Annotated in this window: 19 protein-coding genes and 1 pseudogene; 12 read left to right on the top strand and 8 right to left on the bottom strand. The window is 67.6% G+C overall.

Annotated features, from left to right (window positions below; all coding sequences use genetic code 11):
* Nucleotides 1-27 precede the first annotated feature (27 nt).
* The 5 genes from P2869_RS09690 to P2869_RS09670 all read left to right on the top strand — a co-directional run bounded on the left by P2869_RS09690 (nt 28) and on the right by P2869_RS09670 (nt 5,390).
* Nucleotides 28-948 carry a tetratricopeptide repeat protein gene (locus tag P2869_RS09690; protein ID WP_277596320.1) on the top strand — a complete coding sequence of 307 codons (921 nt, stop codon included), beginning with the start codon at nt 28-30 and terminating at the stop codon, nt 946-948.
* 43 nt (nt 949-991) lie between these two features.
* Nucleotides 992-1,393: a DUF3613 domain-containing protein gene (locus P2869_RS09685; protein ID WP_277596319.1), complete on the top strand. Its 402-nt coding sequence runs from the start codon at nt 992-994 to the stop codon at nt 1,391-1,393.
* A gap of 124 nt (nt 1,394-1,517) precedes the next feature.
* A complete protein-coding gene (locus P2869_RS09680; RefSeq protein ID WP_277596318.1) occupies nt 1,518-3,206 on the top strand; it encodes a TadG family pilus assembly protein in 1,689 nt (562 codons plus the stop codon).
* A gap of 9 nt (nt 3,207-3,215) precedes the next feature.
* Complete coding sequence (locus P2869_RS09675; protein WP_277596317.1) at nt 3,216-4,607, top strand: sigma-54 dependent transcriptional regulator; 1,392 nt, start codon at nt 3,216-3,218, stop codon at nt 4,605-4,607.
* Nucleotides 4,608-4,655: 48 nt separating this feature from the next.
* A complete protein-coding gene (locus tag P2869_RS09670; protein ID WP_026121814.1) occupies nt 4,656-5,390 on the top strand; it encodes a DUF2968 domain-containing protein in 735 nt (244 codons plus the stop codon).
* Between the two features lie 168 nt (nt 5,391-5,558).
* On the opposite strand, the gene P2869_RS09665 is transcribed toward P2869_RS09670, so the two are convergent.
* A complete protein-coding gene (locus P2869_RS09665; RefSeq protein WP_277596316.1) occupies nt 5,559-5,735 on the bottom strand; it encodes a hypothetical protein in 177 nt (58 codons plus the stop codon).
* Between the two features lie 406 nt (nt 5,736-6,141).
* Between P2869_RS09665 and P2869_RS09660 the strand changes: the two genes are divergently transcribed.
* A complete protein-coding gene (locus tag P2869_RS09660; protein WP_168724534.1) occupies nt 6,142-6,369 on the top strand; it encodes a hypothetical protein in 228 nt (75 codons plus the stop codon).
* A gap of 241 nt (nt 6,370-6,610) precedes the next feature.
* On the opposite strand, the gene hfq is transcribed toward P2869_RS09660, so the two are convergent.
* Nucleotides 6,611-7,099: an RNA chaperone Hfq gene (hfq, locus tag P2869_RS09655; protein WP_017776577.1), complete on the bottom strand. Its 489-nt coding sequence runs from the start codon at nt 7,097-7,099 to the stop codon at nt 6,611-6,613.
* Between the two features lie 450 nt (nt 7,100-7,549).
* On the opposite strand from hfq, the gene P2869_RS09650 reads away from it, so the two are divergent.
* The 6 genes from P2869_RS09650 (at nt 7,550) to P2869_RS09625 (ending at nt 12,158) form a co-directional block, all read left to right on the top strand.
* On the top strand, nt 7,550-7,690 hold the full coding sequence (locus tag P2869_RS09650) for a hypothetical protein (RefSeq protein ID WP_168724535.1): 141 nt from the start codon (nt 7,550-7,552) through the stop codon (nt 7,688-7,690).
* Nucleotides 7,691-7,701: 11 nt separating this feature from the next.
* A complete protein-coding gene (locus P2869_RS09645; protein ID WP_277596315.1) occupies nt 7,702-8,241 on the top strand; it encodes an RNA polymerase sigma factor in 540 nt (179 codons plus the stop codon).
* A complete protein-coding gene (locus tag P2869_RS09640) occupies nt 8,238-9,092 on the top strand; it encodes an anti-sigma factor (RefSeq protein WP_277596314.1) in 855 nt (284 codons plus the stop codon). Before P2869_RS09645 ends, P2869_RS09640 begins: the two co-directional genes overlap by 4 nt.
* Nucleotides 9,093-9,396: 304 nt before the next feature.
* On the top strand, nt 9,397-9,897 hold the full coding sequence (locus P2869_RS09635) for a hypothetical protein (protein WP_277596313.1): 501 nt from the start codon (nt 9,397-9,399) through the stop codon (nt 9,895-9,897).
* Between the two features lie 153 nt (nt 9,898-10,050).
* Nucleotides 10,051-11,631, top strand: a complete 1,581-nt coding sequence (locus P2869_RS09630) for an FAD-binding oxidoreductase (protein ID WP_277596312.1) — start codon at nt 10,051-10,053, stop codon at nt 11,629-11,631.
* Between the two features lie 44 nt (nt 11,632-11,675).
* The gene (locus P2869_RS09625) at nt 11,676-12,158 is read left to right on the top strand and encodes a hypothetical protein (protein WP_277596311.1); all 483 of its coding nucleotides are present in this window, start codon (nt 11,676-11,678) and stop codon (nt 12,156-12,158) included.
* 82 nt (nt 12,159-12,240) lie between these two features.
* Here P2869_RS09625 and P2869_RS09620 read toward each other — a convergent pair whose 3' ends face one another.
* From P2869_RS09620 to P2869_RS09595, 6 genes and pseudogenes are all read right to left on the bottom strand, one after another.
* The gene (locus tag P2869_RS09620) at nt 12,241-13,254 is read right to left on the bottom strand and encodes a DUF1571 domain-containing protein (RefSeq protein WP_277596310.1); all 1,014 of its coding nucleotides are present in this window, start codon (nt 13,252-13,254) and stop codon (nt 12,241-12,243) included.
* A 289-nt stretch (nt 13,255-13,543) separates the two neighbouring features.
* Complete coding sequence (locus P2869_RS09615) at nt 13,544-15,262, bottom strand: AMP-binding protein (RefSeq protein ID WP_277598098.1); 1,719 nt, start codon at nt 15,260-15,262, stop codon at nt 13,544-13,546.
* Between the two features lie 142 nt (nt 15,263-15,404).
* Nucleotides 15,405-16,706: an acetyl-CoA C-acetyltransferase gene (locus P2869_RS09610; RefSeq protein ID WP_277596309.1), complete on the bottom strand. Its 1,302-nt coding sequence runs from the start codon at nt 16,704-16,706 to the stop codon at nt 15,405-15,407.
* A 64-nt stretch (nt 16,707-16,770) separates the two neighbouring features.
* A pseudogene (locus P2869_RS09605) lies at nt 16,771-17,640 on the bottom strand (MaoC/PaaZ C-terminal domain-containing protein); the annotation flags it as partial.
* Nucleotides 17,641-17,726: 86 nt separating this feature from the next.
* On the bottom strand, nt 17,727-19,142 hold the full coding sequence (locus P2869_RS09600) for a 3-oxoacyl-ACP reductase (protein ID WP_277596308.1): 1,416 nt from the start codon (nt 19,140-19,142) through the stop codon (nt 17,727-17,729).
* A 150-nt stretch (nt 19,143-19,292) separates the two neighbouring features.
* A complete protein-coding gene (locus P2869_RS09595; protein ID WP_277596307.1) occupies nt 19,293-21,803 on the bottom strand; it encodes an acyl-CoA dehydrogenase in 2,511 nt (836 codons plus the stop codon).
* Nucleotides 21,804-21,977 lie beyond the last annotated feature (174 nt).

Here is a 21,977-nt window from a genome sequence, read left to right as displayed (position 1 = left end):
GGGGAACCGCGCCATGAAGGAAGCGTCATGAACCACGTCAGCGAGACGCTGCGCCGTACGCTCGCGCTGGCCGCCGTTGCATTGCTGGGCGCCTGCGCGTTCAAGGAGCAGGGCTACGGCGTGGGCGCGCAGGCCGAGCGTGAGGCGAAGCTGCAGCAGGCGAGCCAGGCCGCGTCCGATAAGCCCGATACGCCCGGCATGTACCTGGGCCTCATCGACCGGATGCAGGCGCAGGGGCTCTATTACGCGTCGCTCGCGCACATCGACGCCTACGAGAAGCAGTACGGCGCGTCGCCCGAGTCGATCCTGCTGCGCGCCGATGCGTTGCGCGCCACGGGTCAGCCGGCGGCAAGCGCAGACGCCTACCGGCAACTGCTCGCCACGCCGCTTGCGGCGCGCGGGCATCGTGGACTGGGTTTGCTGGCGGGCGGGGCGGACGACTTCACGCGTGCGGCCACGGAGCTCCAGGAGGCGGTGCGCCTTGCGCCCACGGATGCGTCCACGCTCTCCGATCTCGGCTATGCGCTGCTGCGCAGCGGCGACGTAACGGGCGCGCGCGTGCCGTTGATGAAGGCCGCGGAACTCGATCAGCACAATCCGAAGATCGTGAGCAACGTGGTGCTGTTTCTCGTCGCGGATGGACAGAACGCCGAAGCGCAGGCCGTGATGAAGCAGCAGAACATCGCGCCCGAGGTGCGCGCGGCGATCCGCAGCGACGCCGCGAAGGTCGCGCAGGCGAGCCGGCTGCGCCAGCGCGCCGCGGCACGTGCGCATCTGTCGGAGACGGGCAGCGCGGGCAGTGCAGGTCGTGCGGACGCGGGCAGTATCGAACGACCGGCTGTTGGCGAGAGCATGCCGATGGCGAACATGCAGATGGGTCAGTCGGGCCAGTCGGGCCAGTCGGACATCGACGTATCGCCGCGGCTCTTGCAGCGCTTCTCGCAATAGCGAAGGCATGCGGCGGGGAAAGAACGAAGGCAGGGAGGAAAACATGAAGACCACTGATCGGCGCGCGCATGGGGCGGCTGGTGTGCCGCGCGCCTGGGCGTCGGCGCTTTGTGCGTCTGCGTTCGCTTTTGCGTTCGCGCCGTGGCTCGTCGTCGGTACGGCTCACGCCCAGGAGAGCCCCCGTGTTGCCGAGGCGCAGGCGCCGGCCGCCATCAAAGCGAGCGAAATCGGCCACGCCGCCGCGGCCTGGCTCGCACTCCAGCGCAGCAACGCCGCGGCCGCGCCCGCGCAACCCACGCTCGGCGCCGAAGCGACGCTGGCTTACCAGCGCTATCTCGAATCGTTCAAGTCGAAGATACCGGAACGCTTCGACTCGTCGATGGGCCAGGGCGGCAACGGCGCAGGCGTGCTCGTGGGGTACGGCGGCACGCCGCCGTCGAACTGACATGCTCACTGGCTGCATTCGTCGTCGTGTCCCTTCCGGCGTCCGTCGTCGGGCCGCTCTGCGCGCGCTTCGCCGCGGGCCGCGGAAACAACGCGGCTCGGTCGCGATCCTCGGCCTTGCGTGGATGCTCGTGGCGGTAGCGGCGCTCGGCGCCATCGACGTGGGCAACGTCTACTTCGCCCGACGCACGTTGCAGCGCGTCGCGGACATGGCCGCCATCGCGGGCGCGCAGACGGTGTCGGGCGCAACGGGATGCGCGGGCGCCACGGCTTCGGCGCAAGCGAACGCCACCCAGGTGAACGGCCTGCCGTCCACGGGCACCGTCACGGTGACCTGCGGGCGCTGGGATCCGTCGTCGAACACGTTGCAGCCGTACTTCGGCACCACGGGCGCACCGCTCAACGCCGTGCAGGTGACGGTGGCGCGCCAGGTGCCGTACTTCTTCGTCGGGCCTGCGCGCGAGGTGCAGGCCACGGCCATCGCGCAATCCACCAACATCGGCACGTTCTCGCTCACCACCACGCTCGCGACGCTCCAGGGCGGCCTGCTGAACAGCTTGCTGGGCGCCTTGCTCGGCACGAGCCTCAATCTCGACGTTGCCTCGTACCAGGCGCTCGCCTCCGCGCAGATCAAGCTGGGCGATCTCGCAGCCGCCGTGGGCGCCGCTTCGGTGAGCGAGCTGCTCGCCACGCAGATCCAGGTGCGCGATCTCGCCCGCGCCATGGTGACTGCGCTCGCGGCCAGCAACGTGGCGAGCGCCAGTGCCACGAGCGCGCTTGGCTCGCTCGCTGCGTCGATTCCTTCGGGACCGTCGATCAACATCGGCAGCAGCGCGGGCGCGGGCAATCCGCTGCTGGCCGTGGGGCTCGCGGATGCGCAGTCCGCCGCGTCGGCCACCGTCAATCCGCTCGACATGCTGCTCGTGGCCGCCGAGATCGCCAACGGCCAATCCACCATCAATCTGGGCGCGGCACTGAACCTTGGGCCGCTCGCCAACGTCACGGCGCAGGCCCGCATCCTGGAGCCGCCCGTGATCGCGGTGGGCGAGGCGGGACAGGACGCCGCCGGCAACTGGCGCACCACGGCGCATTCGGCCGAGGTGCGGCTTTATCTCGACGTGAGCCTGCTCAACGTCGATCTCGGGCTCGTCAATCTGACGGCGCTGAATTTGCCCGTCTACCTCGAAACCGGCGGCACCGGCAACGCGCGGCTGGAAAGTACGCGCTGCACGGCGTCGCGGGCCACGAGCCAGAGCACGATCGGCGTGCAGCCCGGCGTGCTGGGCGTGTGCGTGGGCGGCAACGCCGCCGCGAACTTCACGAACTACAGCCAGCCGTCCAGCTGCACGCAGCCTGCCGCCGTGACGACGCTGACGGTGGGCATCCCGCCCGCGGCTCTGAGCGTGACCGTCAACGTCGGCGACCCGACCAACAAGACGGGGCTGCAGCTTCAGCTTGCCCCATCGACCACGGGTTACACCTCGCTCAACTTCAACGGCGTGGCCGGCGACAGCGACGACTACCAGTCCGTCAATTCGAACGCACTGGGCAGCGCGGCGGGCGGCCTGCTGACGCAACTGGCCACGCAGTTGCCGAACTCGATCTACGCGACGCTCAACGGCGTGAACGTCACGTCCGTGGTCGGCGTCGTGCTCGCGCCGCTGCTCGACCTGCTTCTCAAGGCGCTCGCGCCTGTTCTGGATTCGCTCGACGTGCTGCTCGTGCCGCTGCTGCAACTGCTCGGCGTGCAGCTCGGCGTCGCCACCGTGCACGACAGCGGTCTGTCGTGCGGCGAGGCTCAACTGGTTTATTGACACCCACCCATGAGAACCCCCACCAAAATCGAGGAACTCGACGTCTACGTCTGGGAAGGCAAGGCGGACATCGTCGACCGGGTTGCCCGCTGCATGGCCAGCTTCGACGTCGAAGTGATCCGCGCCGACGACATCGCCATCTCGCCGGAGCGCTCGGCGCTGCGTCCGTCGCTCGCCATCATCAGCGTGAGCGTGATCGACTCGGGCGCGCTCGTGCTGCGCGACTGGCAGGCGGCGCACGGCATGCCCGTGGTGTGGGTCGGCCAGGCGCCGCGCGACCACGATCCCGCCATGTACCCGGCCGAGTATTCGCACATCCTGCCGCTCGATTTCACCTGCGCCGAACTGCGCGGCATGATCTCGAAGCTCGCGCTGCAACTGCGCGCGCATTCGGCGCAGACGGCGGCATCGGACGCGCTCGTGGCCAGCTCCGAATGCATGCAGGCGCTGCTGCACGAAGTGGATACCTTCGCGGATTGCGAAACGAGCGTGCTCGTGCACGGCGAAACCGGCGTGGGCAAGGAGCGCATCGCGCAGTTGTTGCACGAGAAGCACACGCGCTACGGCAAGGGGCCGTTCATCGCCGTGAACTGCGGGGCCATTCCCGACGGCCTCTTCGAGTCGCTGTTCTTCGGCCACGCAAAAGGCTCGTTCACGGGCGCGGTGGTGGCGCACAAGGGCTATTTCGAGCAGGCCGACGGCGGCACGCTTTTTCTCGACGAGATCGGCGACCTGCCGCTCTACCAGCAGGTGAAGCTGCTGCGCGTGCTCGAGGACGGCGCGGTGACGCGCATCGGCTCTCCGGCGGCGGTCAAGGTGGACTTCCGGCTGGTCGCGGCGACCAACAAGAACCTGCCGCAACTCGTGAAAGACGGCGCCTTCCGCGCCGATCTTTACTACCGGCTCGCCGTGATCGAACTCAAGGTGCCCTCGCTGGAGGAGCGCGGCGCGGTGGACAAGATCGCGCTCTTCAAGGCGTTCATCGCGACGGTGGTGGGCGCCGAGCGGCTCGCGGCGCTGCCCGACCTGCCTTACTGGCTCGCAGACGCCATCGCGGACATGTACTTCCCCGGCAACGTGCGGGAGCTGCGCAACCTGGCCGAACGGATCGGCGTGACGGTGCGCCAGGTGGGCTCATGGGACGCCGCGCGCCTGCAGCGGTTGCTCGCGCTCGTGCGCAGCACCCAGCCCGTGCCCGCCGAAAGCGTCGCCGAGGTGCTGGTGGACCGCAGCAAGTGGGACATGGCCGAACGCAACCGGGTGCTCGCGGCCCTTGACGCGAACGGCTGGCGCCGCCAGGACACGGCGCAGCACCTCGGCATCAGCCGCAAGGTGTTGTGGGAAAAGATGCGGAAGTACCAAATTTTCGAGGAGGAGCCCGAAAGCCGGGAAACTGAGTAATAATGACCCCCGAATTGTTAAAACTAAAACTGTTCGAGCAGGGGTTACATGGACCAGAAGTCAAAACTTCGACAGATCGCGCTCGTCGCGATGTTGACAATCGGGGGAGTGCAAGCCGGCTGCGCGCAAACCGCACCGGCTGAGAGCGGGGCAACGGGGAGTGCGGGGACGGCAGGGGCAGTAGAGTCCCAGCCGGCAGTACCGGCGCCCTTGCCGGCGGTCACGCCGGCCGCTGCGTCTTCCACTGCGGCTGCCAGCGCAAACGATTCCGCGACGGACGGCGGCAATGTGGCGGAACTGCAACGCATGATCCACGGCCCTGACCTGGCCGAACTGCGCACCACCTACAACGGCAGCTACGGCGCGAGCCTCCTGTTCTACGCCAAAGAGATGACGTACTACGTCGCGCTGTTCCAGCAGAAGACGTTCTGGCGCGTCATCAAGACCACCGACGAAACCCGCGCCGAAGCCATCTACCGCGATTTCGCGCGGCAGACGGTACAGCTGTCGGACGTCGAGATTCGCCGCACGCGGCTCGAAGCGCAGAAGGCGTTCACCGAGCGCCTGATTGCCTTGCAGCAGGTGCGCGCAAACCGCCTCGAGGCCGACCTTTCGGTGGCGCGCCAGCAGCAGGCTGCTGTGGCGACCCAGCAGAAGGAAACCCGCCAGCAGGCGAGTGCGCTGCAGAACCAGAAGGCCGCGGCGCAGGACCAGCTGCGTGCGACCCAGCACCAGGTGCGCGAGCTCCAGCGTCAGCTGGAAAGCGGCTTGCCGACGCACTGATTCGCGGCGTTTGCGACGAGCATGACGGCTGCGGCGGTGCGCCGCAGCCAGATTCCGTATATATGCCGGCTTCCGGCGCGCCGTTCGGTGCGCCTTTGTGCCTGCTTCAGGCGCGTGTGGGCGAGCGTGCTCGCAGTGTCGTTGCGCGATTCGCGCCGTGCCGCTTGCCTACGTCTTGTTCTTCCCCTTGTCCTCCGGTTCCGTGGGGTCGACCGCAATCGGGTCGCTGGCAGGGAAGGTTTCTTCGAGCGCCTCGTCGAGCCGCTCGTCCGCCGACTCGACGGGATGTGCCGCGTCGGGTTGCGGCCTGCCAGGCTGCGGCGTGAAGGGAGCGGGCTTCGTCATGGCGTTCTCCGGGGCATCGGCTGATCCTGAGAAGGATAGTTCAACCGTGCGCGGGTGCGAGCCGCTCCGACCAGGCTCGTCGCGCTAAAGCCCGGCATCTATCGACGCAGCCTCGACGCAGCCTCGACGCGCCCTGCATTGAACCGTCCGATGAAAGCCAAACGCAAATGTCACGCTGCACGTTTATCGTGGGCAGCGAGCGGCACTTGCGATCTCTTTTCGCAATTTGTCCAGACGCAAAAGTGGCCGCCAGTTCTTACGTTAAGGTTACGACTGTACTAGCCTTGTAGAGGCTGCCACAGGTCGCCACATTTCTACAATTTCCCGCTACGACATTCGTCTTCGGAGTGTCGCGGATGCGGCACGCATCGTGCTCTTTCTCCGCACACAAACAAGGTGCACGTACATGGAAACAGCCCGAAGGGAAAGGATGCGGCGCATCCACGCCTCGCATCTGGTCGAGGCCGAGCTGGAACATCTGGAATGGGCCACGCGCCAGCCTATGCGCCGGCCGCTGAGCGCCGGCTACTGGCGCCGCCGGGTGCTGGCCGTCAAGACCGACTTCGAACTCACGCAGCAACAGGACAGACGGCTCGAAATGCTGCTCGCGCGGCTCGACAACGTGCCCGCTTAGCGCCGCGGGCGCCGCGCCTTGCCCGGCGCGCGTCGGGGTCGGTGGCGGTGGTGTACAAGACAATCCGCGCCGCCGGCCGCATTGGGCCCGCTGTAGAACCATCATCGTTTGGAGAGCGCAGGGCGTCGCGCCCATGTGCGCAAAGGGCGCCGCATTCGGGCGCCCTTGGGCGATGTACGTCGTGCCGCGCAACACGACACGACAGCTCACAACGAAGCGTCGGGTGCTCAGCCGGTCTTGATTACTCGTGGCCGCCGGAGTTGCCGCCACCGTCCCCGTGGCCGCCGTTGCCCGTATCGCCATGACCGCCGTTGCCGGCGTTGCCGTAGAGCCGCCGGCGGCGCGTCACGACCACCGGTCCTTCGGACGACGACGTGCGCTCGCCGCCGGGCGAGGGCGTGCCGCCCGTGCCTTGCGCGTCGCGTGGTTCGCGCGATTCACGCGGACCATGCATGCCGTGCGGGCCACGGGTGCTGCCATGCTCGCCGTGCGACGGGCGGCCCGTGCGCGGCCCGGGGCGCGTGCCCGTATCGAGCTGGATGGTGGAAATGGCGCGCTTGTAAATGCCTTGCAGGCCGACGGGCGTGCGCAGCATCACCAGGTACTGATCGAACGACTCGATGCAACCCGTCAAGCGAATGCCGTTGACGAGGTAAATCTCCACGCGCTTGCGTTCCTTGCGCGCGGCGTTCATGAAGTCGTTTTGCGGATGCGATTCTGCGGAAGGCATGGATGTTCGAGGCGGGCGGCGCAACGCCGCAGTAATGGGAAAACGATTGCTCGCCGCGATTCTACCCTGTGTAGGGCGAGCGCGCGCTGACTGGACAAAACACGCCCACTATAGACGCTTGCGCCGGCCTGCGCACTACGAGAGCGTCATGTTACGTCTCGTTACGAACCGGGCGCCTCTGGACCGCCTGCCGACCGGCGCGAGTGGCGTGTCTTGTCGCTTGCGCTTGCCTGTGTCCGCGGCATCGGTTTAGGTCGTGCCCGCGATGCGCGTCCGCGCATGCCATCCGGCCGTGCGCCGCCGGAAGAAAAACGGCTGGCCTGGAATAAATGTGTTTGCCCGCGCGTTCAGGTGACAGGTAGCGCATCTGCGGCTGCCTCCCTTGCCCACCGCCATCGTGGCGTGCGGCTTTGCCGCCGCCTGCCGCGAGACGTCTTTCGGAGACGACACATGAAATCGCCACGCCTTTTCTCTCTTCTCGTGATGCTCTGCGCGCTCGCGCTGTCCTCGCTTGCCACGGCGTGCTCGACCGGCAGCGACATGAACTCCAGCAGCAGCGGCCAGTCGAGCGGCAGCAGCGGCGGTTATTGACGAGCCGCGATGTGCTTCGCCGTCCGCCGCAGGATTTCGAATCTGAAGTCGTCAGCTGGTTGCCGCAGGTGCGCCGCTACGCACGTGCCCTGACAGGGGACTCGGCATGGGCCGACGACCTCGTGCAGGACACCGCCGAGCGTGCGCTTTCGCGTTGGTCCGCGTTTCGTCCGCATAGCAATCTGCGCGCGTGGCTGTTCACGATTCTGCGCAACCTCTATGTGGATCAGCTGCGCGGCCGCCGCGAGTTCGCCGTCGATGACGAAGGCGCGCCCTGGCGCAACCTGGAAGCGCCGCGCAGCGAGGTGGATGGACTCGTGCTGCGCGATGTGGAGCGCGCGCTGTACTGCCTGACCGTCGAGCAGCGCGAGGTGTTGCTGCTCGTCGGCGTGGAGGAACTCAGCTATAGCGAGGCGGCCGCCGTGCTCGGCGTGCCGGCCGGCACGGTGATGTCGCGGCTCTCTCGCGCACGCGAGCATCTGCGCATGCTGCTCGCCGCCGGGCCCGCGGCGCGGCCCTGTACGTTGACCGTAGTGAGCAATTCGCGATGAACAACGACGACCACAGCCAGGGCCGGGGCCACACCAACCACGCCGATCCGCCCGCCGACGCGCTCGATGCCCGCACCTTGCAGGCGTTGTCCGCGTTCGTCGATGCGGAACTGCCGGAGCGCGCGCGCACGGAGATCGAGACGCGACTGGCCGCCGATCCCGCCGCCGCGAGCCGCGTAGCCGCCTACCGCGCGCAGAGAAACGCGTTGCGCGCGCTGTGTGCGGCGCAGTCGGGTGAAGCGGCATACGAATCGGGCAGTGAAACGGCCTATGTCGTGCTGCACGCACGCGCGCCGTGGTGGCAGCGCGCGGGGCTGGCGGCGTGCTGGCTCGTCGCGGGCGCGGGACTTGCCATGACGCTCGCCGCGCTCGTTCCGCCGCTCTTCGAACATCACGACGGCTACGGCAAGCCCGCCGCGTTCGCGCAGCGCGCCGACGTGGCCTACGCAGTCTATTCGCCGGAGCGCCGTCACCCCGTGGAAGTGGGGGCGGACGATCAGGCGCAGCTCGTCGCCTGGCTTTCGAAGCGGCTCGACCGGCCGCTCTCCGTCCCGTCGCTCGGCGATTACGGCTACACGCTCGTGGGTGGCCGTCTGCTGCCGGGCGACACCGGCCCGGCTGCGCAGTTCATGTACGAGAACGCCGCCGGCACGCGTCTCACGCTTTACGTCACGGGCGCCGCGAACCAGGCGGCCGCGCTGCGCACGTTGCGCGAAGGCGAGCGGCGCACCATCTACTGGATCACCGACCGCACCGGCTATGCGCTCTCCGGCCAGCTTCCCGAAGGCCGCCTGCATGCCATCGCCGTGGACGTCTGCACCGCGCTCGGCGGCAAGCCCGAACAGTGGTGAGCCGCGAAACATCGCGTAATAGGGCCCGCAACGGCCGCGCTGCGCTGCCGGAATAGCGTGGCCCCGGCGAGGCGTTTACAACGTGCAGACCCCGCCTCACGGCGCACGACCGTTCCGACGCGAAGGTGCCTTCGCGACGTTGCTTCAGGCAGGCAGCGCAGCCGAAGCCACGCCGAAGCCCAGCTCGCCAGCCGTGCGCCGACGACAGGCGCGGGCCGTTGCAAGACTCAACCGTCGACGGCGTTGCATGGCCTGCGCATGCAGACGCGTGCCCGTTGGCGGTCCTGTTTGCAGGACGAACGTCATGCCGAATACCTTTGCTCGTACTCTGGGATTCGCTCTCGCCGCGACGCTGTACGGCTGCGCCGTGCCGCCGCCGAGCGAGACCCTGCCACCCGTGGCAGCCGTGCCGCTGAACGACACGCTGTGCCGCACCATCACGACGACAGCCGAGATAGACGGCCAGCCGCAAACCGTGCGCGGCACCGCCTGCCGCCAGCCGGACGGCACGTGGCGCACGGACGCCAGTCCGCAAGCCACGGTCGTCTATCCGGGCCCCTATGCGGACTACGCCGACTACTATGATGACGGGTGGTACGGCGCCGCGCCCGTCACGGTGGTGGGCGGCGGATTCGTATTCTTCGACGGCTTTCATCACCACCCTCACGGGTTCCATGGCGGCGGTTTTCACGACCACGGCTTTCACGACCATGGCGGCTTTCATGGCGGTGGATTCCACAGCGGCGGCATGCACGCCTGGGCCGGCGGCGGCATGCATGGCGGCATGGGCGGCGGGAGGCGTTGAAGGACGCCGAGGCGCGCCGACGGGGGCACCGATGGGGGTGCCGATGAAGGCGCCGCCGATGCGCCCCGCACTCAGGACCCCATACCCAGTCGGCCCGAGCGTGAATGACGAAACCCGACGAGACCCGACGAGACTCAACCGCTGCCGCGCAACATGACGCCCACCTTGCCACCCCATGTTTCCGCCGCGCGCTTTGCGCAGGCCCTTGCCGCGTTCGGCGCCATCGTCGGTGCGAACCAGGTGTCGACCACGGCCGCCGAACTCGCGCGCTACGCCGACCCGTTCGCGCCGGGCGATGGCGAGCGCGCGTTCACCGCGTCGGCCGTGCTCACGCCGGCGTCCGTCGATGAAGTGCGCGCCGTTCTGCGCGTCGCCAACGAATATGGCGTGCCGCTGTGGACCGTCTCGACGGGCCGCAACTACGGCTACGGCGGCGCGGCGCCGCGTCTGGCCGGCTCCGTGGTGCTCGATCTGCAGCGGATGAACCGTATTCTCGAAGTCAACGAGCCGCTCGGCTATGCGCTCGTGGAGCCGGGCGTCAGCTACTTCGACCTGTACCAGCATCTGCGCACGCACGGCTACCGGCTCTGGACCGACCCGCCCGCCGCGGGTTGGGGCAGCGTGATGGGCAACACGCTCGAACGCGGCTTCGGCTACACGCCTTACGGCGATCACGCGGCCACGCAGTGCGGCATGGAAGTGGTGCTCGCGAACGGCGACGTGGTGCGCACCGGCATGGGCGGCATCGATACCGGCACGGCCTGGCAGCTCTATCGATACGGCTACGGTCCGCAGTTCGATCCGCTCTTCATGCAGTCGAACTACGGCATCGTGACGAAGCTCGGCGTGTGGCTGATGCCGGCGCCGCCCGCGTACTGGATCGTCGAAGTGCAGTTTCCGCGCGAGGACGATCTCGCGCCGCTCGTCGAGACGCTGCGGCCGTTGCAACTCGCGGGCACGATCGGCCAGCATGCCGTGATAGAAGGCGCGATTCGCCGCGCCGCGGGGCTCTCGCCGCGCGAGCACTGGTACGACGGGCCCGGCGCCATGCCGGAGAGCGTCGTGGCGTCGATGACGAAGCAACTCGGCGTGGGCCGCTGGAACCTGCATTTCGGGCTCTACGGCGAACCGGAAGTGATGGCCGCGCAGTACCGCATCGTCGAGCGCGCGTTCGCGTCCGTGCGCGACGCGCGGTTCATCGTGACGAAGTACAGCGGCGACGAACAGCCCACGGCGGGCGGCGCCCGCAACCGCGCGGGCATTCCTGCGATGAGCGCCTTTCGCATGCTCGACTGGCGCGGCGGCACGGGTGCGCACGTGGATTTTTCGCCGCTCTGTCCCGCAACAGGCGGCGACGCCATGCGCCAGTACACGCTCGTGAAGACGCGCGCCGCCGAATACGGCTTCGACTACTACGGCGGCTTCACCGCGGGCGGGCGGCACCTGCATCACATTTTTTCGGCGATCTTCCCGTCCGGCGATGCGCTCCTCACGCAACAGGCAAGCGACCTCATGCGCGCGTTGATGAGCGACGCGCGCGCCGCGGGCTACGGCGTGTATCGCTCGCATCTCGCGTGGATGGACTTCGCCGCCGCGCAGTACAGCTTCAACGACGGGGCGCTGCTGCGCCTTGCCGAAACGATCAAGGACGCACTCGATCCGCAAGGCGTGCTTTCGCCGGGCAAGCAGGGCGTGTGGCCGCGCGCGTGGCGCAGCGCACGCGGCTATACATGAACGTGCAGAGAGCAGGCAAACGCAGGGACAAAAGAAGGGGCGACGTGGACAGACGCAGGTTCGTGATGACAGGAGGAGGGCTTGCTGCCGGCCTGTGCCTGCCGCCGTGGACGGTGCGGGCGGCGGGCAAGGCCCGCGCCATGGTCCTGTTCGACGAGGCGCTGGTGGCGAAACACGGGTTCGCGCGCTATGTGCGCGACGCGGGGTCGACGGGTTACGCCGCGCTGGACCGGCTGTCTTGCGTGCCGGTCGGCGAGGACATCGCCGAGGCGTGGTACGGCGTGTTGTTGCCCGACTTGATGCGCGACTTGCTGCCCGACTTGATGCGCACGCAGAGCCTGCCGCGCGAGCCGTGGACGTTGGTCGGCTTCACGCGGCCTGCGGATTTCTTCGTGCTCTCGCGGCTCGCGCACATGCAGCGCAGCTTCAGATGGCATGTGCACAGCGAGACCCTGGGCGGCGTACGACGCGACGATCTGCGCGGTGGGCTCGATGAACACGTGTGGTTCACGATCGTGGCTTCATAAGCGTTATTAAGCTTTATTGCGCGCAGCGAGCCGCGTGGCCGTGGTGTCTTCTGTCACGACACGTCGGTACTGTTGCCTTCACTCAAAACCGGTACTCCGGATTTTTCGGATCGAACGTGAGGTCGTCGAAGGTCTTCGGCGAAATGTGTTCGAACACGATGCGCTCGAAAATCCTGCCGTCGTTGTCGTAGGACTCGATGGTGCGAAACCACGGATGCCGCAGGTCGAGCCCCAGCACTTCCTTCTTCGCGTAGAACGCGGGCCGGCCCGTCGGCGTCTCCCACGTGAACGCGACCACGCGCACGCCGTTCATCGTCTTCACTTCGATCTGGCTCGGGTGCGTGATGCCCGCCTCGGCGAACTTCCTGCCTTCTGTGAGGTACTGATGAACGATGAACGCCGTGCCCAGATCGGTCACGCGATGGTTCGACTGCGCACGCGCGAGCACGCCATCGAGCGAGGCCCATAGCGGCATCACGTTGAGCAGGCCGCCCAGGTGGCCGTACATTTCGTCGCGGCGCTTCGACGCGTCGTAAAGCACCTCCTGGCCTGCGTGTGCGCCGTCGGGCAGCCACTTCGCGTAGATGCGCAGCGGATCGTGCGTGAGGCGCACCAGCATGTGATCGGGCTTGCCCGGCCAGATGCCGCGCACGCGTTCGCTGCGCCACATCGTGAATTCGCAGGAAGGGTAGCCGCCCGAACCGGTGGCGAGATAGCGCGGCAGCGTGAGCGGATCGAGCGATTCGAACAGCGAGACGAGCTGGCCGTCGTCGAGCTTTTCGAGCAGACCGCTCTTCGCGGCGTGCACGAGCCAGGCGACCTGCGCGTCGGGCGCGAGCTTGCCGGCCTCGCCGGGCGGCACGTTGGCGATACGGGGCGAGGTGGGGGAGGTAGGCGGCAGTGCCGTGGCGGCCACTTCGGTGGTGGCGTTCGCCGGGGCATCGGCGGGAGCGTTCGCGCTGCCTGCGTCTGCTTCTGTGTTTGCTTCTGCGTTTGAGTCGGCGTCGCTTGCGGTTTGAGCAGCGACTGCATGCTCGCCGGCCGACTCGGCAGCCAGGGCTGCGGGCACCGGCGCCAACGCGGCGGGCACTGCCATGGTCACCGCCAACGCCACCGCGGTAGCGAACGCGGCGACACGCGCGCCGATATGCCGGGTCAGTGCAGCAACGCCACTGCGCGACGAACCCCTGGTTGCTTCAGCGGCAACCCCGTCAACTCCGGCAGCGGCCCCAACATCACCACGTCCCCACAACCCCTGCAAGACAAACGCAAGCAAGGCGTGGCCACGCCCTGCCGCCGGTGGATGCTTCATCGTTCACTCTCCATGTTGGGCGAAAGGAGCCGCCACAGGCTCCTCGGCGCCGGCAAATGGAAGAGTAAACGGTTCAGCCGCGCGTTTGCTTCCGCAATTCCTCGTCGCGCAATTCGCGGCGCAGGATCTTGCCCACGTTGGTCTGCGGCAGCGACTCGCGGAACTCCACTTCCTTCGGCACCTTGTAGCCGGTCAGGTGCTTGCGGCTGAACTGGATTACCGCCTCGGCCGTGAGCGACGGGTCGCGCCGCACCACGAACACCTTCACGTGTTCGCCGTGTGCGGGGTCGGGCACGCCGATGGCCGCCACTTCGCGCACGTCGGGATGCATCGCGATCACGTCCTCCACTTCGTTCGGATACACGTTGAAGCCGGAGACGAGAATCATGTCCTTCTTGCGGTCGATGAGCCGGATGAAGCCGCGCGCATCCATCACGCCGATGTCGCCCGTTGCGAGCCAGCCGTCTTCGTCGAACACCTTCGCGGTTTCGTCGGGGCGGTTCCAGTAGCCCTTCATGACCTGCGGACCCTTCACGCACAACTCGCCCGGCTCGCCGATGTTGGCCCAGCTGCCGTCGTCCTTCCTGAAACGCACCTGGGTGGAGGGCGCCGGCACGCCGATCGAGCCTTCGAAGTCGTGCAGGTTCGACAGATCCACGGGGTTCATCGCGACGATGGGCGAGCATTCCGTGAGCCCGTAGCCTTCGATGATCGGCTTGCCCGTCACGGCCTTGAAGCGCTCGGCCACGGCCTTCTGCGTGGCCATGCCGCCCGCCATGGCGAGCTTGAGCCCGGAGAAGTCGCGCTTGCGGAATTCCTCGTTGTCGAGGAACGCGTTGTAGAGCGTATTGACTGCCGTGATGCCCGTGAACTTCTCATGGCGGATGATCTTCATCACGCGCGCTGTGTCGCGTGGATTCGCAATCAGGATGTTGCGCCCGCCGAGTCCCATGAAGATGAGTGCGTTCACCGTGAGCGAGTAGATGTGATAGAGCGGCAGCGGCGTGAGCACCGTTTCCACTTCGCCCGTGAGCTGACCCGCGGACCACGCCTTCGCCTGCAGCAGATTGGCGATGATGTTGCGATGCGTGAGCATCGCGCCCTTCGCCACGCCCGTGGTGCCGCCCGTGTATTGCAGGAACGCGATGTCGTCGTGGCCTGCCTGCACGGGCGTGTGCGGGCGGCTGTAGCCGAGCGCGAGCGCATCGAGCAGCCGCACCGCGCCGGGCAGCCGGTACTCGGGCACCATCTTTTTCACGCGCTTTAACACGAAGTTGATGAGCCGACCCTTCAGGTTGAGTCCGTCCGCGAGCAGGTCGCCCAGCGCCGTCACGATCACGTTGCGCACCTGCGTGCCGGGCAGGGCGTCCTGCACGGTCTTCGCGAAATTCTCGAACACGATGATGGTCTGCGCGCCGCTGTCCTTCAGTTGATGCGCAAGCTCGCGCACCGTGTAGAGCGGATTCACGTTGACGACGATGCCGCCCGCCTTGAGCACGCCGAAGAGCGACACGGGGTACTGAAACGTGTTGGGCAGCATGATGGCCACGCGGTCGCCGGGCTTCACGCCGATGGACTGCAGATACGCCGCGAGCGCCGTCGCCTTGCGCGCAAGTTCGCCGTAGGTCATGTCCTCGCCCACGCTCACGTAGGCCACGCGCTCGCGAAACTGCGCGATGCATTCGTCGAAGAACTGGACGATGGACGCGTACTGGTTGACGTCGATCTCGTGCGGCACGTCGGATGGATACGAGGCATACCAGATGCCGTCGGTGTTGGGCGCGGGCCTCATCGAGCCGGCGCCCGCAGCGGGCACGGTGGGCGCTGTCGGCACGGCAGGTGCCGTTGGGATAGGTTGGTTCATCGCTTCGTCTCCTGACTATTCTTGTAGGGAAATCGTGTGCACGCGTGCTTGCCTTGCCTGAAGGGCGAGCCTAGCGCTCCAGTATCGCGACCACGCCCTGGCCTCCCGCCGCGCAGATCGAGATCAGGCCGCGTGCCGTGCCTTCGGGTTTGCCGAGCTGGGTGAGCATCTTGGCGAGGCTCGCCACGAGCCGGCCGCCCGTGGCCGCGAACGGATGCCCCGTCGCGAGCGACCCGCCGTTCACGTTGAGCTTCGCCGCATCGATGGGACCGAGCGGCGCGTCCAGTTGCAACTGCGTGAGGCAGTACTCCTTGTCCTGCCAGGCGGCGAGCGTGCAGAGCACCTGCGCTGCGAAGGCCTCGTGGATCTCGTAGAGGTCGAAGTCCTGCAGCATGAGGCCGACGCGTGCGAGCATGCGCGGCACGGCGTAGGCGGGCGCCATCAGAAGGCCTTCCTTCTTCTCGAAGAAATCCACCGCGGCAGTCTCGTAGGCCGTCAGATAAGCGAGTACCGGCAACCCGCGCGCCGCGGCCCAGGCCTCGCTTGCGAGCAGCACGGCCGAGGCGCCATCCGTGAGCGGCGTCGAGTTGCCGGCCGTCATCGTGCCGGCGTCGCGGTCGAACGCGGGTGTAAGCGAGGCGAGCTTTTCGGCGCTCAGGTCGGGACGCAGATTGTTGTCGCGCGTGAGGCCGCGGTAGGGCGTCATGAGGTCGTTGAAGAAGCCGCGCTCGTAAGCGGCGGCCAGCTTGCGATGGCTGTCCAGCGCGAGCGCGTCTTGCGCCTCGCGCGCGATGTTCCAGCGCTTGGCCATCAGTTCGCAATGCTCGCCCATCGAAAGCCCCGTGCGCGGCTCGACGTTGCGCGGCAGCTGCGGCTTCACGAGCATGCCGGGCCGCAGCTTCGCGAGCGCGCCCACGCGCGCGGCGGTGCTTCGGCCGCGATTCGCTTCGAGCAGGATCTTGCGCATCTTCTCGTTCACGCCGATGGGCGCATCCGAGGTCGTATCCACGCCGCCCGCGATACCGGCCTCGATCTGCCCGAGCGCGATCTTGCCGGCCACGAGCAGCGCGGCTTCGAGGCCCGTGCCGCAGGCCTGCTGCACGTCGTAGGCGGGCGTTTCCTTCGCGAGCGTGGTGGAGAGCACGGACTCGCGCGTGAGGTTGAAGTCGCGCGAATGCTTGATGACCGCGCCCGCGGCCACCTCGCCCAGGCGCTCGCCATGCAGGTTGAAGCGATCGACAAGCCCCTGCAGCGCGAACGTGAGCATGTCCTGATTCGACGCGGTAGCGTAGGCGGTGTTCGAACGGGCAAACGGAATGCGATTGCCGCCGACAATCGCGACACGGCGCACGGCGGGAAGCGGCAGAGTCATGCGGGGCTCCTGGTCGTGGTTTTACAGCCAATCGTTGTACGGGCTTTGCGGCGGCGCGCGGCATTCATCGCAGCACCCATTGGAACCGGCCGCGCAGATGCGGCTTCTCGCCTGCGGCGTCGCGCACCTCGAACTCGCGTTCCACGAGCGAAGTGGCCGCGCTCCAGAGCGATGCTTCGCCCGGCAGCGCGAGCGGCAGCTTGAATTCGGCGCTGGCACTCGCGCTGGCGAGCGGCTTCGGCGGCTGCAGCGCGGCGCACGCGCGCCCGAGCGTCCACATGCCGTGCGCGATGGCACGCGGGAAACCGAATACTTTCGCGGAGAGCGCGGTGAGGTGGATCGGGTTGTAGTCGCCGGAGACGCTCGCATAGTCGCGGCCCAATTGACGCGGCAATTGCCAGCGCGCGAGCCGCGCGAGCGCGTCGCGCTCGAACGCCATGCTGTCGAGCGGGTCGCCCGTTGCGGCGATGCCGCGCTTCAGGTACACGCTCTCGCCGTCCCAGACCGCTTCGCCGCGCCGGTACACGCGCGAATTGAGCACGAATGCCTGGCCTTTTTCGTGGCGCAGCAGCGCGCCGAACTCGGCCTCCACGCGCAGCACGTCGCCTTCGGCAAGCGGTTTGCGCAGGTGCACGTGATTGGCGAGATGCACGATGCCGGGCGCGGACCACGGAAACGCCGGGTCGGTGAGCAACATGAGATGCAGCGGGAACGCGAGCACGTGAATGAACGTGAGCGGCACGCCGTGCTCGGGAATGAAGCCGCACACGCGCGCGTAGCGCTCCATCGCGAGCGGGTCGAGCGTGACGGCAGGGCGTACCAGCCGCAGTGCCGGCAACACGTTCACGCGATGGCGTCGCGTGAGCCCCGCGAGTGCGCGCGCGTAGAGCACCGCAGGAGCGGGGACGCGCTCAACGACGACGGTCTTCGGACGCCGCGTTGCGGAGGGCTCGCCATGTTGCGATCCATTTCCGCCTGCGTGTCCTGGTCCGCTGCCGAATGGCTGCCCGCTGCTCACGGCTATGCTCCAATCAGGCTCTGGCCGCATACGCGCACCACCTGGCCCGTCACGCCCGCGCTGCCCGGATGCGCGAGCCATGCGATGGTCTGCGCCACGTCCACGGGCTGGCCGCCCTGGCTCATCGCGTTCATGCGCCGGCCGGCTTCGCGAATCGCGAGCGGCATCTTCGCGGTCATCTGCGTTTCGATGAAGCCGGGCGCCACCGCGTTAATCGTGATGCCGCGCGCACGCAGCGGCGCGGCCATGCTTTCCACGCGACCGATCACGCCGGCCTTCGAGGCCGCGTAGTTGGTCTGCCCCACGTTGCCCGCAATGCCGCCAATCGACGACACGCACACGATGCGTCCGCCGTCGCGCAGCGTGCCGGCGTCGAGCAGCGCGTCGTCGATGCGCTCCTGCGCGCTCAGGTTGATGTCGATCACACTGCGCCATGCCTCGACGCTCATCTTTGCCACGGTCTTGTCTTTGGTGATGCCCGCGTTGTGCACGACGATGTCGATGCCGTTTTCGTCGAGCGCCGCGGCAATGTCCGCCGGGGCTTCGGGCGCGGTGATATCGAAGGCGAGGGCGGTGCCGGCGATCTGGCGCATCGTCGAGTCGAGCGCGTCGCGGGCCGCGGGAATGTCGACGCCCATCACGTGCGCGCCCTGGGCGGCGAGTTCGTGCGCAATCGCCGCGCCGATGCCGCGCGCGGCACCCGTCACCATCGCGCGGCGGCCGGCAAGCGGGCGCTGCCAGTCGAATGTGTCGGGCAGTTCCGGCATAACGGGTGCATGTTCGATGCGCACGACCTGGCCCGACACATACGCCGAGCGCGGCGAGAGCAGAAAGCGCAGCGTCGATTCGATGCCGTGCGCGGCGTCCGGCGCCACGTAGACGAGATTCGCGGTGATGCCGCGCCGCGCTTCCTTGCCGAGCGAGCGCACGAAGCCTTCGAGCGCTCGCTGCGCGGTCCACTGCCGCGCGCTCGCGCAGTGCTGCGGCGTGCGGCCCAGCACGACGAGACGCCCGCAGCGCGCCACCGAGCGCAGCGCGTCGTGAAAGAACGTGTAGAGCGGTTCGAGATGCCGGCTGTCGTCGATGCCCGATGCGTCGAAGATCAGCGCGCTCACGCGCGCGGGCGAGCCGGCGTCCACGGGCTCGAAGCGACCCGTCATGAGACCGTGCCGTGCCGCGAGCGGCATCCACAGCGCGGCGCTCTCGTGCGCCACGCTCGTCATGCCGAGCTGCGCGATCATGCCGGCGAGCGCATCGAGCCATTGCGGCTCGCGGCCCGCGCCGATCGCGACGAGCCCGTCGAACTCGGGCTGGTCCGCGCGATAGCGGCGCAGCACTTCCGGCTTCGGCAGCCCGAGCGAGCGCACGAGCTTGCCGCCGAGCGGCGAGTTCACGAAGTTCAGGTAAGCGTCGTTCATCTTCGTGGTGGTCCTCGTAAGGGGCGCGCGTTGCGTTGGATTCTCGTTGGATGTCGTGGTGGCGGTGACGCTAGCGGGCGTTCGTAGTCTCGTGTCTTCACGCGCGTGCCTGCGCGCTTGTCCTCGTGCCCGTCCGCGTGTTGTGCCCGCTCATGCGGCCAGATCCATCGCCTTTTCCAGTGCCTCGCGGCGTTTTTGCAGGCCCGTGAGCATATCGAAGTCCGGCGCGAAATCGTCCACCTTGACGGCCTCGGCCGCGTAGCGCGCGTAGTCGTCGAGCGTTTGCCGTTCATCTGCATCGATCAAGCCTTGCTGCTGGGCGCTCGCGGTCCAGGCGGCGAGCGCGGCCATGCTTTGCGGCATTGGCGCGAGCCTGCCCGCGTGCACGGCGTCGCGCAGCCTGCGCTCGATGGCGGCCACGCGCGGGCTCAGCGCGAAGACCAGTTCGCCGTAGCCGATCGCGTCCACCTCGACAGGCGGCACGTACGAATCCGCGACGAGGCGCTCGCGTGCGGCGCCGGGCGTCTGCATCAGATCGGCAATCTGCGTGCCGAGTGCATCGGACGACGCGCGATGCGGCAGGCCGAACGGGAACGCCAGCACCCGCACGAGCCACGCGACGGCGCGGTTCGGGTAATTCGCGAGCACGCCGTCAATGGCCTGCTGCGCCGTGAAGAGCGCATCTTCCACGCCCCAGTGCACGAGCGGCAGGTCGTCCTGTTGGCGGCCTTCGTCCTCGTAGCGCTTGAGCGTCGCCGAGATCAGGTAGAGCTGGGCGAGCACGTCGCCAAGTCGCCCCGAGATGCGCTCGCGCCGCTTGAGGTCGCCGCCCAGTACGAACATCGAAACGTCCGCGAGCAGCGCGAACACCACGGATAAGCGTGTGGCCGCGCGATAGAACGGCGCGAGCGCGGCGTCCGCGCGCTGTGGCGCGCGAATGAAGCGGCCGCCTGTCAGTCCGTAGACGAGGCTGCGCACGGCGTTCGAGAGCGTGAAATTGAGGTGCCCGAAGAACGCCGCATCGAACTCGCGCAGCGCGCGTGGATAGTCCGCTTCGCTATGGCTCTCGCGCGTTGCGGTCATTTCCTTGAGCACGTAGGGATGGCAGCGTATCGCCCCCTGGCCGAAGATGATGAGGCAGCGCGTGAGGATATTCGCGCCTTCCACGGTGATCGCGATGGGCACCTGCTGATAGGCGCGCGCGAGGAAGTTCGACGGTCCCATGCAGATGCCTTTGCCGGCGACGACGTCCATGCCGTCGTTGATCACTTTGCGGGCGCGCTCGGTGATGTGATATTTCGCGATCGCCGAGATCACCGACGGCTTCTCGCCCAGATCCACGGCCTGCGCGGAGAGCCGGCGCGCCGCGTCCATCACGTAGAGATGACCACCCATGCGACCGAGCGCTTCCTGCACGCCCTCGAAGCGGCCAATCGCCGTGCGGAACTGGCGGCGCACGGCGGCGTAGGCGCCGGTGCCGCGCACCGCGAGCTTCGCCATGCCGACGTTCGATGAAGGCAGCGAGATGGCGCGTCCTGCGGCGAGGCACTCCATCAGCATGCGCCAGCCGTTGCCCACCTGAGCACGGCCGCCGATCACCCAGTCGAGCGGAATGAAGACGTCCTTGCCCCAGTTCGGGCCGTTCTGGAACACGGCGTTGAGCGGCCAGTGGCGCCGGCCGATCTGCACGCCGGGGTGCGTCGTGGGAATCAGCGCGCAGGTGATGCCGGGTTCGTCGTCGGGGCCGAGCAGATGATCGGGATCGAGCGCGCGAAACGCGAGGCCGAGTACGGTGGCGATCGGGCCGAGCGTGATGTAGCGCTTCTCCCAGGTCACGCGAAAGCCGAGCGTCTCGCGGCCTTCGAACAGGCCCTTGCAGACAATGCCGACATCGGGAATGGCGGCCGCGTCGGACCCGGCATAGGGGCTCGTGAGCGCGAAACACGGAATTTCTTCGCCGCGTGCGAGGCGCGGCAAGTAGTGATTCTTCTGTTCTTCGGTGCCGTAGTGCATGAGCAGTTCGGCGGGGCCGAGCGAATTGGGCACCATCACCGAAACAGCCGCCGCCGAGCAGCGCGTGGCGAGCTTCATGATGACCTGCGAATGCGCGTACGCGGAGAATTCCTTCCCGCCGTAGCGCTTCGGAATGATCATGCCGAGAAAGCCCTGCTCCTTGATGTAGCGCCACGCTTGCGGCGAGAGGTCTTGCCAGACGGCCGTGGTGTCCCAGTCGTTCGCGAGATGGCACAGTTCCTCGCATTCGTGGTCGAGGAACGCCTGCTCTTCGGCGGTGAGCGTGGCGGGGCCGTGTGCGAGCAGGGCGTCCCAATGCGGGCGTCCGGCGAAGAGTTCGGCATCCCACCACACGGTGCCGGCTTCGATGGCATCGCGCTCCGTGGGCGACATCTCCGGCAGGATGCGGCGGAACGTATCGAGCACGGGCCTTGCGAGCCATGTGCGGCGCAGCGGCTTGAGCGCGAGCACCAGCGCGGGCAGCACGACGACAACAGCGAGCAGCACTGTGCCCAACGTGCCCGCAACGCCCGCAAGGTGCGCGGCGGCAACCCACACGATCGATGCGGTGAGCCACCACCCCGCATGGGCCTCGACGTAAAGCAGCGCGGCCGCGCCGATGACGAACGCAACGATGAACCACGACATGGCGTTTTCCTCCCTGATTAGCCTGTCTGCGACCTGTTCACGTCGATGCCGGCGGGCGAGTGCAAGCCCGTGACTGGCGTGAAGCGGTTTTGTTGTTGTCGGTGTGGGCCGCTCAGCCGGTCTTATAGCCGTCTTGTTAGCGGACCGTGTTTGTTTATTGTGTTTCGGCGGTCA

The organism is Paraburkholderia sp. SUR17 (genome assembly GCF_029536165.1).
GTDB lineage: Bacteria > Pseudomonadota > Gammaproteobacteria > Burkholderiales > Burkholderiaceae > Paraburkholderia > Paraburkholderia kururiensis.
Note: the sequence above shows the minus strand (reverse complement) of the source record. Positions and strands in the feature narration are given on the sequence as shown.